15 protein-coding genes are annotated in these 14,089 nt (G+C 65.5%); 8 read left to right on the top strand and 7 right to left on the bottom strand.

The window, feature by feature from the left end; all coding sequences use genetic code 11:
- Nucleotides 1-143: 143 nt before the first annotated feature.
- Complete coding sequence (locus tag AR539_RS17170) at nt 144-980, bottom strand: alpha/beta fold hydrolase (RefSeq protein WP_066439538.1); 837 nt, start codon at nt 978-980, stop codon at nt 144-146.
- A 169-nt stretch (nt 981-1,149) separates the two neighbouring features.
- Between AR539_RS17170 and AR539_RS19555 the strand changes: the two genes are divergently transcribed.
- Nucleotides 1,150-1,317: a hypothetical protein gene (locus AR539_RS19555; protein ID WP_197410661.1), complete on the top strand. Its 168-nt coding sequence runs from the start codon at nt 1,150-1,152 to the stop codon at nt 1,315-1,317.
- A 77-nt stretch (nt 1,318-1,394) separates the two neighbouring features.
- Here the strand turns inward: AR539_RS19555 and AR539_RS17165 are convergent, their stop codons facing one another.
- Complete coding sequence (locus AR539_RS17165; protein ID WP_066439537.1) at nt 1,395-2,309, bottom strand: serine hydrolase; 915 nt, start codon at nt 2,307-2,309, stop codon at nt 1,395-1,397.
- A gap of 168 nt (nt 2,310-2,477) precedes the next feature.
- Between AR539_RS17165 and AR539_RS17160 the strand changes: the two genes are divergently transcribed.
- A complete protein-coding gene (locus AR539_RS17160) occupies nt 2,478-3,398 on the top strand; it encodes a 2-hydroxyacid dehydrogenase (RefSeq protein WP_066439536.1) in 921 nt (306 codons plus the stop codon).
- Nucleotides 3,399-3,500: 102 nt separating this feature from the next.
- On the opposite strand, the gene AR539_RS17155 is transcribed toward AR539_RS17160, so the two are convergent.
- Nucleotides 3,501-4,748, bottom strand: coding sequence for an Nramp family divalent metal transporter (locus AR539_RS17155; RefSeq protein ID WP_231728647.1), 1,248 nt, complete (start codon nt 4,746-4,748; stop codon nt 3,501-3,503).
- 177 nt (nt 4,749-4,925) lie between these two features.
- A complete protein-coding gene (locus AR539_RS17150) occupies nt 4,926-5,867 on the bottom strand; it encodes a dihydrodipicolinate synthase family protein (protein WP_066439534.1) in 942 nt (313 codons plus the stop codon).
- 163 nt (nt 5,868-6,030) lie between these two features.
- Here AR539_RS17150 and AR539_RS17145 point away from each other — a divergent pair, with 163 nt between their 5' ends.
- Entirely contained in the window at nt 6,031-7,068 is a 1,038-nt protein-coding gene (locus tag AR539_RS17145; RefSeq protein ID WP_066439533.1) for a LacI family DNA-binding transcriptional regulator, read from the top strand.
- Between the two features lie 148 nt (nt 7,069-7,216).
- Here AR539_RS17145 and AR539_RS17140 read toward each other — a convergent pair whose 3' ends face one another.
- The gene (locus AR539_RS17140) at nt 7,217-7,654 is read right to left on the bottom strand and encodes a VOC family protein (protein ID WP_066439531.1); all 438 of its coding nucleotides are present in this window, start codon (nt 7,652-7,654) and stop codon (nt 7,217-7,219) included.
- A gap of 75 nt (nt 7,655-7,729) precedes the next feature.
- Between AR539_RS17140 and AR539_RS17135 the strand changes: the two genes are divergently transcribed.
- On the top strand, nt 7,730-8,182 hold the full coding sequence (locus AR539_RS17135; protein WP_066439529.1) for an SRPBCC family protein: 453 nt from the start codon (nt 7,730-7,732) through the stop codon (nt 8,180-8,182).
- 46 nt (nt 8,183-8,228) lie between these two features.
- Here the strand turns inward: AR539_RS17135 and pxpA are convergent, their stop codons facing one another.
- Nucleotides 8,229-8,969: a 5-oxoprolinase subunit PxpA gene (gene pxpA / locus AR539_RS17130; protein ID WP_066439527.1), complete on the bottom strand. Its 741-nt coding sequence runs from the start codon at nt 8,967-8,969 to the stop codon at nt 8,229-8,231.
- 3 nt (nt 8,970-8,972) lie between these two features.
- Entirely contained in the window at nt 8,973-10,457 is a 1,485-nt protein-coding gene (locus tag AR539_RS17125; RefSeq protein ID WP_066439525.1) for an amidase, read from the bottom strand.
- A 197-nt stretch (nt 10,458-10,654) separates the two neighbouring features.
- On the opposite strand from AR539_RS17125, the gene AR539_RS17120 reads away from it, so the two are divergent.
- The 4 genes from AR539_RS17120 (at nt 10,655) to AR539_RS17105 (ending at nt 14,084) form a co-directional block, all read left to right on the top strand.
- Nucleotides 10,655-11,449, top strand: coding sequence for a FadR/GntR family transcriptional regulator (locus AR539_RS17120; protein WP_066439524.1), 795 nt, complete (start codon nt 10,655-10,657; stop codon nt 11,447-11,449).
- A 39-nt stretch (nt 11,450-11,488) separates the two neighbouring features.
- On the top strand, nt 11,489-12,022 hold the full coding sequence (locus tag AR539_RS17115) for a GNAT family N-acetyltransferase (protein WP_066440135.1): 534 nt from the start codon (nt 11,489-11,491) through the stop codon (nt 12,020-12,022).
- 67 nt (nt 12,023-12,089) lie between these two features.
- On the top strand, nt 12,090-12,470 hold the full coding sequence (locus AR539_RS17110; protein ID WP_066439523.1) for a DUF7793 family protein: 381 nt from the start codon (nt 12,090-12,092) through the stop codon (nt 12,468-12,470).
- Nucleotides 12,471-12,545: 75 nt separating this feature from the next.
- Entirely contained in the window at nt 12,546-14,084 is a 1,539-nt protein-coding gene (locus tag AR539_RS17105) for a putative bifunctional diguanylate cyclase/phosphodiesterase (protein ID WP_066439521.1), read from the top strand.
- Nucleotides 14,085-14,089: the final 5 nt, after the last annotated feature.

Here is a 14,089-nt window from a genome sequence, read left to right as displayed (position 1 = left end):
CCCCGGGTGTCCGGGGTAGCCGGGCTGGCGGTCCGGGGGCACTTTGGTGTCCGCCGCCGTCGTAATGTAGGACGGCGGCGGCGTGTCCCGTGTCGATGTGCCCCCGGGCGGCCGGAGGGTGCCGCGAAAGCAGCCCCGGGCCGCTACTTGCCCAGGAACCCCAGCAGCGCCTCGTTGACCTCGGCGGCGTGGGTCCACAGCATGCCGTGCGGGGCGCCGTCGATCTCCACGTACTCGGCACTGGGCAGGGCCTTGGCGAACCGGCGGCCCGTGACGTCGATGGGCAGGATGTTGTCCGCGGTGCCGTGGACAATCAGCGCGGGGACGTCGATCTTGGGGATGTCGGCCCGGAAGTCGGTGAGCCAGGTGGGCTGCGCGGCCGCGGACGCGGTGGGGCCGCCCGAGGTGGCGAGGTTCCAGCCGGCGCGCATCACTTCCTCGGACAGCCGCGGCGTGCCCAGGAACGTGTCGCTGTTGTAGAAGTTCTTGAAGAAGTCGGTGAAGAACGCATACCGGTCCGCGGTGACGGCCTCCAGCAGGCCGTCGAACACGGACTGCGGGACGCCGTCGGGGTTGTCCTCCGTCTGCAGGACGTAGGGCTCCAGTGAGCCGAGGAACGCGGCCTTCGCCACCCGGGCCGAGCCGTAGGTGCCCAGGTAGCGGCCCACCTCGCCGGTGCCCATCGAGAAGCCCACCAGGACGGCGTCGTTCAGGTCCAGGGTGGTGAGCAGGGTGTTGAGGTCCGCGGCGAAGGTGTCGTAGTCATAGCCGTCGGTGGGCTTGCTGGACTTGCCGAACCCGCGGCGGTCGTACGTGATGACGCGGTAGCCGGCGCCCAGCAGGGCCGTGGTCTGCTTCTCCCAGGAGGATCCGTCCAGCGGGTAGCCGTGGATCAGCACCACCGGCTGCCCGGTGCCGTGGTCTTCGTAGTAGAGCTCGACGTCGGTGCTGTTTTCGGTTCCAACCTTGATGTAAGCCATGTCAGCGGTCCTCTCGGTACGGTGCGGAAGTCAGTGCGTGCGCGGCGCTGGTGCCACTGTACGGAACCAACGCCGGCAGGGAACAGGGTGTTCCCGCAGGTCCGCATTTTGCCGCGCATACCCCAGGGGGTATAGTAGGAAGGACGGACCTACCAACAAGGAGAACCAGATGTGCCGACAGGTTGCATGCAAGAAGTGCGGTAAGACCACTTGGGCCGGCTGCGGCCAGCACGTTGACCAGGTCATGCGCGGCGTCAAGAGCGCCGACCGCTGCAAGGGCCACGAGGGTGAAGCCAGCACCAAGACCGGCTTCTTCGCCAAGCTTTTCGGCCGCTAACCCGGTACTCCCTGCTGGACCGCGGAACCCCGTCGCACACCGTGCGGCGGGGTTCTGCGCGTTAACCCGCGGGCCGCTTAGCCCCGCAGCGCCGTCGCCACCACGTCGGTCAGCTGGTGGATCGCGGCCAGGCGTTCCTCGCTCTCGCCGTCCTCACCCCAGGTGTAGATGGTGAGCGCGTACGAGTGCTCGCCGCGGGTGAGGAGCGCGGCGTCGTGTACGTAGCCCTCCAGCTCGCCGTATTTGTGCTGCACGGTGATGTCCGGCCCGACGGCGGCCGGAATGAGCCGTTCGTTGTTGGTCTGCTGCATGTAGCCGAGCAGTTCCTGGGTGTGCTCCGCGTTTAGCAGGGTGCCGGCGGACAGTTGCGTGAGCACTGACGCCATCTCGGCGGCGGTCAGCAGGTTCTCTTCCGGGTCGTAGCTGATCCCGATCGAGGCGGCGTACTCAATCAGCTGCGGGTAGCCGATGTCCTGCATCAGCAGCAGCCAGGCGTCGTTGCTGCTCGCGTTGACCATCGCCTGGAGCTGGAACTGCGCGGTGTAGCTGCCCAGCGGCACGTCCAGCTCTTTCTCGCCGGTCTCCACCAGGTGGTAGTAAGCCGCCGCGGTGATGATTTTGGCGGTGCTGGCCGCGACGAATTCGGTGCCGTCGCCGTAGCTGCGCGGTTCGCCGCCGTGGGTGTCGGCGAGGACGACGCCGATACGGTAGGTGGCGTTTTCGGCCAGGATCCGGGCAATCCCGGCGTCAACGGTGTCAAGGTCGACGGCGGGCCGCGGGGGTTCCGCCGGCGGGGCCGCCGCCGCGGGCGGTTCCTCCCATTGGCTTTCGACGGCGGCCAGGAATCCGGTCCGCGGGTCCGGTCCCGTGCGGATCGCGGCGGCGGTGACCACGCCCAGCACCACAAGGACGGCGGCCGCCCAGACCAGGAGCAGTTTGCCCTGGGCGGTGACGGGCTGGGCGGCAGGACGGGGGGGTCCCGAGGGGTTCATGAAGCAGGGCCTTCCGGATGAAACTAGGGGGTTTCCTGCAATTTATGCCCGCCCGGGGGACATGTCCAAAGGCCGCGCGGTGCGCCGCGAAGGTGAGGGCAAACTCCCAGCTGGGCTTGCGCCGCCGTCGGGCGCGCCGCCCCCGCCGGCACCGTTAGGCTGGCAGCTATGCCGACGAATATCACCGTGAGCCTGCCGGACCCCACCCTGCGCGAGTACCTGACGCCCCGCCCGGAAGTGACCGTGCTCGAATGGGACCTGGCCGGCGAGCCGCCGGCGCCACGGATCGACATTGTGGTCCAGCCGTACATGGGCGGCACGGAGGTCCTGCGCGGGCTGGAACAGGTGGAGACCGGGCTGGTGCAGAGCCAGTCGATCGGCTACGACGGCGTCGCCGAGCAGCTGCCGGACGGGCGGGTGTTCGCCAACGCGGCCGGTGTGCACGAGACCTCCACGGCGGAGCTCACCCTTGCCCTGATCCTGGCCAGCCAGCGCGAGTTCCCGCGGCTGCTGGCGAACCAGCAGGAGGGGCGCTGGGAGACCCGGCCCACGGCCAGCCTGGCGGACCGGCGGGTGCTGATTGTGGGCTACGGCGGCGTGGGCAAGGCGATCGAGGACCGGCTGCTGCCGTTCGAGACCACCGTGACCCGGGTGGCCAGCCGCGCGCGGGAGGATGCCCGCGGCCACGTCCACGGCATCGGCGAGCTGCACAGCCTGCTCCCGGAACACGACATTGTGGTGGTGGGCGTGCCGCTGAGCGATGCCACCCGCCACCTGATCGACGACGCCTTCCTTGCGGCCATGCCCGACGGCGCGCTGCTGGTCAATGTGGCCCGCGGGCCGGTGGCGGACACCGACGCCCTGGTCAAGCACACCGGGGCGGGCCGGATCCGCGCCGCCCTGGACGTCACCGACCCCGAGCCACTGCCGCAGGACCACCCGCTGTGGCGGACCCCCGGCGTCATCATCAGCCCGCACGTGGGCGGCGCCAGCTCGGCCATGCGCCCGCGGATGGGGAAGCTGCTGCAGCGCCAGATCGACCTGATGCTGGCCGGCGAACCGCCGGTGAACGTGGTCCTGGGCGGGTAAGCGCCCGAACCGCGGGATGGGCTGAGACAGCTGCGCGCCGACAACACAGAAAAGGCGATGCCCAGGGAGGGCATCGCCTTTTCTGCCGTTTGCCTTGGCCGTTTACCCGATGAGGAGGGTGATAAGTCGCAGGGACGAAGCCACGATGGTGATCAGGCCGACGACTGCAAAGAAGTTCTGCCACCACTTGTTGCGGAGTTCGCCCATGACTGCCGTCTTGTTGCTCATGACGATCAGCAGGACGCCGAGCAGAGGCGCGATCAGCACGGTGAGGGACTGGGCGATGACAATCAGACCCACGGGTGAGGACTGGAATGAGAGGGTGATGATCAGTCCGAAGGCAAGGATCACACCCGTGACGATCCGGGCGGCGGGTGAGCCCGCCTTCGCTCCACGGCCCATGGCGTCGGAGAGCATGGTGCCGCCTGCTGTGGCGTTGGCGATCATCGAGGAGAACGCGGCGCCGGACAGGCCCAGCGCAAAGAGCATCGAGCCCACCGGCCCGGCGAGGGGTTCGAAGATGGAGGCCAGGGCGCCGATGGACGTCGCTTCGCCGCCGGTCTGGCCCAGCACGGAGGCTGCCACGAGGATGACCAGGGCGGTCATGATGCCGGGGGCGACGATCCCGGGAATGGTGTCGACAAGGGTGATGTCCCGGTAGTCGGCGCGGGTCCGCTTGTGTTCTTTGACGCCGTAGGAGGTGTAGAACGCGGCGTTGATCGAGAAGTTTGTGCCGACCAGCGCGACCACCAGGATCTCGCTCCCTGCGGGCAGCGAGGGAATGGCGCCTTCAAGGGCCCGGTACCAGTCGGGCTGGGCGACGACGGCGCTGGCCACGAACGCAACGGCCATGAGGGCGACGATGACCAGCAGGGCTTTTTCGACGATTCCGTAGACGTTGCGGAAGGCAAGGACGAGAGCGACCGCTGCTGTGCAAACGACGGTCCACAGGACAGGGGATCCCCCGAACACCAAGGACAGGCCGAGCCCGGAACCTACGGCGTTGCCGACCGAGAACATCAAGGTGATGCCAAAGACGCCGAGGCCGGCCAAGACGCCAAGCGGCCTGCCAAGGTGTTCCTTGATGGAAGTGATCAGGGACGTGGGTGTGGCGATGCCGAGCCGGACGCTCATGTCGGTGAAGAAGATCATGAGGATGGTGGAGACTGCGATGACCCAGACCAGGGTGTAGTCGTAGCGGCTGCCGGCCTGCACAGCGGTGGTGAGGTTGCCGGGGCCGAACTGCCAGGCGCCCACGACGAAGGCGGGGCCCATCAGGGCCAGGTAACCCAGGAAAGTGCGTTGTTTTTTCGTGGCGTCTTCGGCCTGGTGTCCTTGCTGGGTTGCCATCTGTTCTTCCCTGTGACCTGAGCGGCTGATGGTCTTATTCTGCTCGCGCATCGGCGAGTCCTCCTTCTACAGCGACATTGCTGGGGGCGTCGTTGGCCCGGGGTGGAGAGTAAAAAGCTGGGGCACAGGCGGCGGGCCAGGGGGCCCGCCGCCCGTGAGGACCCGTGATGGGTGGGGTCAGACGGCGGCGGTGGTGGTGACCTTGCCGATGTTTGCGGCGGCGAAGGCTTCCGCGATTTCGGTATCGGCGCCCTCGGTCAGGGGCAGGAGCGGGGTGCGCACTGTGGCGTGGTCCAGGATGCCCCGGTTCACGAGGCCCCACTTCAGGGCGACGGTGCCTTCCATGTGGGAGCCGCGGTGGTACACGTTCTTGGTGACCGGGAGCAGGCGCTCATGGATTGCGTGGGCGCGGGGGTAGTCCTGTGCTTTGCCGGCTTCGATGAGTTCGACGAGCAGCTCGGGGGCGATGTTGCCGTAGCCGACGAGGAGACCGTCGACATCGAACATTGTCGGCAGCAGGTACTCGTCGTGGCAGGACAGGATCTGCAGCTCCGGGTACGCGGCGCGCAGCGCAGGGATCTCCGTGTACCACCGGCGCATGTTCCGGACACCGTTCTTCGTGGCGAAGACGCCCTCCTGGCCGGCGATCTCCAGCTGAGTGTCGAGGTTGTAGCTCGCCTTGGTGTTGTCAGGGTACTGGAAGAGGATCAGCGGCAGGCCGGACTCTTCGTAGATCTCCTTGTAGCGCGACTGGGGTGCGCCGTCCTGGTATCCGAAGCGCAGCCACCCGTGGGAGGGGTAGACGAGACCGGCTGCCGCGCCGGCTTCGACGGCCTTCTTGGCCTCGAGGGCGGCGGTCTTGTTGCCCTCCTTGGTGATGCCGGCCACCACCGGTACACGGCCGTCGGTCGATGCCACGAACGCGCGGATCACGTCCAGCTGCTCCTCTTCGGTGAGGAACGTGCCTTCGCCGGCGTGCCCCAGGACGACGAGGCTCTTCACGCCCTCAATCGATCCGAGCCATGAACCCAGACGCTGGATTGCAGCGTAGTCGACAGCGCCATCTTCGGTGAACGGGGTGACAGGTGCGGGGCTGAGGCCGCGGAGATCGAGTGTCATAACAGCTACCTTCTTGTCTTCTTTGATGGTCGGTAGTCCCGCTAGCATGAGAACGTTTGCGGGAACGTTTTCATTCTGCAACGTGGTGCAGCTCACTGTCAAGAGAACGTTTTCATTCGAAGGGAATAGAGTGGTTCCAAGTACCACTCGCAGAGGAGCCCCGATGGAACCCGCAGCCGCCAATGTCACGCTGAGAGACGTCGCTGCCGCCAGCGGAGTGAGTGTTTCCACGGCCAGCCGTGCCCTCGACGAACGCGGCACAGCTTCCAGGTCCGCCGCCGCGGTCCATGTCCGCAAAGTGGCCGAGGAACTCGGTTACCGCAGGAACTCCTTCGCTTCCAGTCTCCGCCGCGGTGAAACCCGGACCCTGGGAGTCCTTGTGCCGCGGCTCAGCGATACCGTGATGGCCCTGATGTTTGAAGAACTCGAACGGGCAGCCGCCGACCGCGGCTATTTCGCGATGGTCGCTACCAGCGGGGACGAGCCGGACGATGAACGCCGGGCGGCCGAGACTCTGCTTGACCGTAATGTTGACGGACTCATCCTCGCGACAGCCCGCCTGGACGACGAGCTTCCCCGCCTCCTGCGGGAACGCCGGGTCACGCACGCGCTCGTTCTGCGCACCGACGGGAACAGCCCGTCCGCGCTGGGAGACGACGAGGTGGGCGGCTATCTGGCCGTCCGGCATCTGATCGACCTGGGGCATAGGGACATCGCAGTCGTGACGGGACCGTCGTTCACGTCCACAGCCGTCGGCCGCCTGGCCGGAGCCCGGCGGGCGCTGGACGAGGCAGGTCTCGGGCTGCCGGCGGAATGGGTGCAGGCCGGCGGCTACGGCATCGAAAACGGTCTCCTGACCGGGGAGCGCCTGCTCGGCGCGAGCCGCCGGCCGCAGGCAATATTCGCCGCCAACGACAATATTGCCTTGGGCGTCATCGCAGCGGCACACCGGCGCGGACTCACGGTCGGTTCCGATCTGGCGCTGGTCGGCTACAACGACACCCCGCTCTCGGCGATGTTGCCGACGCCCCTCACGTCCGTCCGGGTCCCTCTGGACCAGATCGCCAGGGCTGCCATCAGCCTTATCACCGAGCCGGACAAGGAGCCTCGAGTCCAAAAGTTCATGCCCACCCTCATTCCGCGGGAATCGAGCCGGCGCCCCAGAAGCGCCCCGGAGGATGCCGACTTAAGAAATGCCTGAGCTGCTTCTCGGTCCTGGAACCTCGTATGAGGCGGCGCTGGAGTGGGCCGCACGGATCGCGGCCGAGTGCCGTTGCGCGCAGACTCCTCCGGCGTTCGAGGTCGTCCACCCGGACGACGATCGAGCCTGTGGTCAACATCCTGTGGGATCAGGTTTTCTTGAGCTCCTCGGCAAGCATCACGATGATCCCGCTGGGACCGCGGACGTAGGAGAGCTTGTAGATGTCCTTGTAGGTCGCGACGCCGCGCAGTGGATAGCAGCCGTGCCGCGCGGCGATGTCTATGGCGTTGTCGATGCTGTCGACGGAGAACGCCACCCGGTGCATGCCGATTTCGTTGGGGCGGGTGGGCTCCGTCTCGATTGCCTCGGGGTGGAGGTACTCGAACAGCTCGAGCCGGCCCTGGCCGTCCGGCGTTTGCAGCATGGCGATCTTGGCGTGGTTGCCATCGACGCCGACGGCGATGTCCGTCCAATCGCCGCTGACCGTGTCCCGGCCTATCACGGTCAGTCCAAGGTCGGTGAAGAAAGCGATCGCGGCTTCGAGGTCGCGCACGGCGATGCCCACGTTCTCCAGTTTGATGCCCATGCGCTACAGGCTACCGAGACAGGGGACCCAATGCCGAGGTCCAAAGCCGCCAATTGGACCTGTAATACTCAGACGATGGCCGTCTCCTTTGAGTGCACAACGCACACAAGTCTCCCCAAATCAGAGTTGTTCGACCGCGCCCGCAGCATCGATGCCCATAAAGACTCCATGGCGAAGTCCCGTGAGGAAGCGATAGCCGGCGTGACAGCTGGCCTGATCTCCCTTGGCGAGGAGGTCACATGGCGGGCCTGGCACTTTGGCCTTCCGCTTCAAATGACCAGCCGCGTCACGGAAATGCAAGCGCCATACTATTTCGTGGATGAGCAGGTCAAAGGACCATTTCGGCGGTTCCGGCACAGGCACGAATTCACGGACAATGGGGCGGGCTCCACGATGATTGACCGAATCGAGTTCACGGCACCGTTCGGCCCGTTAGGGCGTTTGGCGGAAAAACTCGTGCTGGCCCGGTACCTAAAAAACCTGATCGAGGCGCGGGGGCGGCACCTCGCCGGCGGTAGGCCGGAATAGCCGGGTGAGGCCAGCCCGCACACGCAAGGGGGCTGGCCTCACCTCCCTAATGGTTGCCCAGTCGGGCGACCTCGAGGGCTTCTCGTACAGTCCTGGCCACGGCCGGTGCTTGCGCGAGGTCGGAGTGCACGCAGATGGACTGCGCGGTGACCGGCAGGAGTGTGCCGTCCACAGTCGTGACGGTCCCTTCCATCAAGGCCTGGAGTGTCCGGGAACGCACAGACTCCAACGGTCGTTCCTTGGGTTTCCGTTGCACGATGAGGTTCCCGTCTTTGCTGTAGTCGAGGTCGACGTAGAACTCGGGAACGAACGCTACCCCGCAGGCAGCGGCGGCCGTCTCGTGCGCCGTTCCTGCGAGCCCGTAGACGGGGACACCATACTGCCCGGCGACTTCACAGATTGCCCGCATAAGGTCCTCGTCGGTGGCGGCCATACCGAAGAGTGCCCCGTGGGGTTTGATGTGGTCCAGAGGCGTTCCGTGGGCCGCCAGGAAGCCCACAAGTGCGCCGACCTGATAACGCACCAGATCGCGGGCTTCCTCGGCGGTGATCGCCATCTTCCTGCGTCCGAAGCCGGTGATGTCCGGCAACCCGGGGTGGGCGCCGACCGTGACACCGGCCGCCGCCGCCGCCTGCACGGTGCGGTCCATAGTGCCGGGATCGCCAGCGTGCATGCCGCAGGCGACATTTACTGTGTCGACGATTTTTAGTATTTCCTCATCGTTGCCGAATGAGTGGATCCCGATGTCTTCACCCAGGTCCGAGTTGATGGTGATGGTGGTAGTCATGTCCTAGACCTCCGGCGCCGTACGTCCCTGCAGGGCCGCCTCGGAGGCCGCGGCGAGTGCCAGAAGTTCCCGCTCCCCATAGGGGACGGCCATGAACTCCAGGCCGACGGGCAGCCCCTCAGTAGTCTGCCCGGCCGGGATGGTGATCGCGGGGAACAGGAGCTGGGATGCGATGACGGTGTTGGTGGGGTACGTCAGGCAGGTCCAGCGGTCCGCAAAGATGTCCTCGCGTGTGGGTGCAGGAAGTTTGGCGTCCGGGAAGGCGATGGCGTCCAGCTTGTTCTTCGCCATGATGCCGATGACTTGTCGCTGGAACGCGGTCTGGGCGAGAAGGCGTTCCACGTAATGGGAATCATCGGTGGGCTGTTCCGGGCCAGCCACGATTGCCTCAAGGAGATCCAGCTTCTCGTGGTATTGCTTTGTCTCGATCAGGTGCCGCATGGAGGGAATCCCCACCGAGGGGCGGGCGCTGACGAAGTCGTTCATGTCGGACTGCGACCGCGTGGTGTAGAGCGAAGTGAAGCCCACCTGGTCCTCGAGGTTGTCGATTGTGATGTCGACGAGTTCGGCGCCGGCGGCGCCCAGGGACGCCAGCGCGTGTTCGATGGTGCTGTTGACGGCGGCTCCGTCAGGGTCGGAGTTGTCCCCAAACGCCTGGCGAAGGACCCCAAACCGCTTGCCGGTCAGAGTCGCGTCGTGGAGTGCGTCCGCGTAAGGACCGCCTTGACCTGCAATGACTGCAGCAGCGGTGTAATCATCGGCTTCGTCGAAGCCGACCATAACGTCGAGGATCCGCGCGGCGTCTTCGACGGTCCGGGTCATCGGCCCCGCGGTGTCCTGGGGTTTGACCAGGGAAGACATTCCGGCACGGCTGATCAGTCCGGGGGTGACGCGGAGCCCCACGAGGCCGCAGAAGGACGCGGGCAGGCGGATCGATCCTCCGGTGTCCTCGCCGATCCCCACGAGGGAGAGATTCGCCGCTACGGCCGCGGCGGTTCCGGAGGACGATCCTCCGGGATCGCGGGAGAGGTCGTAGGGGTTCTTCGTTACCCCACTGCGCGAGGAGGTCGAGAACCAGGACGTCGCGAAGTCCGGGAGCGTGGTCTTTCCCAGAATGATGGCACCGGCGTCACGGAGCTTGGCGATGGCGGTCGCGTCCTGCTCCGGCTGGTAGTCGCCGGAGGCGATGCTGCCGAACGTCGTGGGCAGGCCGGCGGTTTCGATCTGGTCCTTGACCACCACCGGGACACCGTGCAGCGGTCCCGTGAGCCGGCCGGTTTCGGCGAGTTCCTTGTCGAGCCGGCGGGCTTCGTCAACTGCTGTTTGCGAGACGGAAATCAGCGAGTTGAGTTCCGGGCCGGATCGGTCGATTCGTTCGATGCGGTCCAGGTAGGCCTTCACGAGGTCCTCGGAGGTGAATTCACCACTGAGGAAAGCCGCGTGGGCCTGGGCGACGGTCAGCTCTTCGATGGGGCGTTCAATGGCCATGGTTTCACTGTTCCTTACTGGTGGTGCGCAGGGAAGGGGGCGTGGGCTTCAGCCCGGGTTCGGCGGGCTGCGGCGCCCGTGGTGGGGGTAATCTCCGTTGAAGAATTCCATTGTCTAACATTCAACATACGAATTATTACCTTCGGGTTTGACGCTTGTAAAGGCTGTGTTTCCATTGATGGGAAGAAGGGGGCTACATGTCCGGATTCGAGCCCGTGCAGCTCGGGCGTAAAGATGCATCCGGGCAAATCGCCCGGCAGTTGAGGAACGCGATTTCGCAAGGAGTCTGGCAGCCCGGTGAACGCCTGCCGACCGAACAGGAACTTGCCGACACTTTCGACGTTGCCCGCGCAACGGCCCGCGAAGGGCTGAAGCTCCTGTCCGCGACAGGCCTCGTGGTGTCGGCGCGAGGCAGCAACGGCGGAACGTTTGTCGCCGTGCCGGACGCCGAGGAAGTCGCCGAACAGCTCAGCGACGCGATTCAACTCTGGTATCGCGCCGGAAACGTCACTGTCCAGGACGTCGATGAAGCCCGTTGGGTTCTTGAAATGCACTGCGTGGACCTGGCGGCCCGGCGCCGCACCGAAGATGACCTAGAGGCTATCCGCCGCCCGGTGGAGGCATCGAGGGACCTCAGTATCGACATGGCCAGCTGGCTGGACCTCGACCTCTTGTTCCACACGGCCATCACGAAAGCCGCGAAAAATAAGATCCTGGAGCTCGCCATGACCGCCGTGCATCTGGCCCGGCCGGCCACGAACTCGGTGTTCGTCTCGTTCCTGGACCGCAAAGCCGTGACCGACCAGCACGAGGCCATTTACCTGGCAATCGCCGCGGGCGACGCGCAGGGCGCGCAGGCGGCCTTCCAGCGACACGTCGGCTATCTCGATGCGACGCGAAAAGAAGCGCTGGATGAGACCGACGCTGCCGACGTCCTCGTGGCGACCCTGCCAGAGGTGCACCGAGGTTCATCTGAGAAACAGGGCAGCTGACAACCGCAACCCAGCGACCAGCAACGCTACGATCATGTGATGGCTCGACTTATCGCTCCGGACGCAAAATTCCACTCATCCTGGCTGGAGGGGTCTGAAGAGTTCGACGGCGCCCGCCGGGATGGTGGGGGCGCTGATGACTGGCCCCTGGAGGAACTCAGGGACTTTCAGTCATTCCGCCGCTTCGTCGCTTTCCTTCTCGAGGATGCGTGGCCTGGGACCCCACGGAAACCGGGGTACGTCCCTTGCACGTACCTGTGGATCGTTGACGGCGACACATTCCTAGGCTCGCTGGCCATCAGACACGAATTGACCGACTTCCTTCTCAACGAGGGCGGGCACATCGGCTACAGCGTGAGACCGTCGGCCCGGCGCCGCGGACACGCGTCAACTGCCCTGGCCGATGCCCTGCCGCTGGCCAGGGAACTTGGTATCTCCCGCGTTTTGATCACCTGCGATGAGGATAACCTCGGCTCCCGGGCGACGATTGAAAAGAACGGCGGCGTCTACGAGGACTCCCGCAACGGCAAGCGGCGATACTGGGCCAACACCGAACACTCGGGCGCACCCTAACCCCACCCGCAGGAGGGGTACCGTTGAGACGTTGCCGAACAGGTCGGCAGCCCATTCAGGAGGCGACGTGGTCGTAGCACCGGAGACCGTGGACGGCGGAAAAGGCAGCGTCGAACTGCGCGACGACGGCGTCGTGCACTTGCGGTGGCTGTCCGGGATCAGCATTGAGGTTGAGGACGCCAAAGCCGCGATGGCGAAAGTCAACGAGGTATGCCAGGGCGTGCCACACCCGATGCTGGTGGACATGGCAGCCGTTGCCTCGGTCAGCCGGGAAGCCAGGGGCATCTGGTCTATTCCCTGCGACGCCTCCCGCATCGCCCTGCTGGGGCGATCACCCGTAGACCGGGTACTGGCGAACTTCTTCCTCGGCGTCCATGTACCTCCCTGCCCCACCCGGTTCTTCAATTCCCGCAGCGAGGCAACGGACTGGCTCAATGCCGTCCGGTAATCCCGTTATTCCTTCCGGTGGGCCGCAGTCGGCGACAGGCCGGGTCCTCCGGCGCCAGCCCGCGTCGCGGGACGCATGAATCCAGTGGAAGGCTCTGAGGATCCCCGCCTGGAGCACTTGGTTGACGGCATTGTCCGGCTTGCCGCCGGAGAGCTGGACGCGCGCATCGAGCCCTCGGAACGAGGAGACGCCATTGACGCGGTCATTACCGGAGTCAACCTCTTGGCAGAGGAGCTCGGGCACATCTATACGGAGCTGGAGGAACGCGTGGCCGCCCGGACGGCCATGCTGCGCCGGACGCAGGTGGAGCTGGAGCACATGGCAAAGACCGACGCTCTTACCGGCTTGGCCAACAGGACCCTGCTCAACGAGCGGATTCAGGAGGCCATCCGGACCGGCACCGAGAGCGGTGGCGCACCGGCAGTCCTTGTCCTGGACCTCGATTCCTTCAAAGCCATCAACGACACCCTGGGCCACAGTGCCGGCGATGCCGTTCTGATCGAGGTTTCCCGCCGCCTTCGCTCCGTCGTCCGGGCTTCGGACACGGTCGCCAGGCTCGGAGGCGACGAATTCGCAGCGCTCATTACCGGAGCGGGCGCGGACGAAGTCATGCTCATTGCTCACCGGGTGTGGGAAGCCCTGCAGGAGAGCATCGACATCGGAACTGAAACGGTGTGGACCACCGCCAGCATCGGAATTTGCCTGCGCGACGGCGGCTACTCGGCAGAGGAAATGATGCGGGATGCCGATATTGCCATGTACCAGGCCAAAGCCCAAGGCCGGAACAAGGTACAGCTTTTCCACCCTGACATGCTCAACGCCGTTCAGGAACGGTCCCGGATCACCGCTGAACTGCGGACGGCAGCCGAGAGCGGCCAGCTGGCGTTGCTCTACCAGCCCGTGATTGAACTGGCCTCGGGCAAGGTCACCGGCGTCGAAGCCCTGATCCGGTGGCACCACCCCGTTCACGGAACCATCATGCCGGACAACTTCATCAGCATCGCCGAAGAGACAGGCCTGATCCTGGAGCTGGGGCGGTGGGTCCTGCACGAAGGGATAGCCCAACTGGGCCGGTGGAAACAACAGGCTCCTCAGCTGACGGACTTCCGCCTGCACATCAACCTTTCGGCTGCCGAGCTCCTCCGCAGCGATCTGGTCGGAGACGTCACCGGGACGCTGACCAGGAATGAGATCGAACCCTCCCGCCTGGTCCTGGAGATCACCGAGAGTGTCCTGATGTCCCGGAGGACGGTGGAACAGCAGGTGCTGGAGAAGCTCCGCGCCGTCGGGGTCGGACTGCAGATTGACGACTTCGGCACCGGCTACTCCTCCATCAGTTATCTCCGGGACCTCCCGGCGGACACCGTCAAGGTCGACCGTTCCCTGATCAACAACCTCGAAACGGACTCCCGCCAGCAGAAATTCGTCGCCGCCATCCTGCAGCTCATTTCAGCAGCGGAACTCGAGGCGATCGTCGAAGGCATCGAAACCGCCGGGCAGGCCGCCTCACTGCAGGCAATGGGCTGCCTGTACGGGCAGGGCTATTACTACGGACGCCCCGTTCCCGCCGCGGAGATACTTGCTCGAATCAGCCATTCGGAGCCCCAAATGTAAGGTGG

The sequence above is a fragment of the Arthrobacter sp. EPSL27 genome (assembly GCF_001512305.1).
GTDB lineage: Bacteria > Actinomycetota > Actinomycetes > Actinomycetales > Micrococcaceae > Arthrobacter.
The sequence above is the reverse complement of the archived record's forward strand: the minus strand, read 5'-3'. Positions and strand labels throughout refer to the sequence as shown.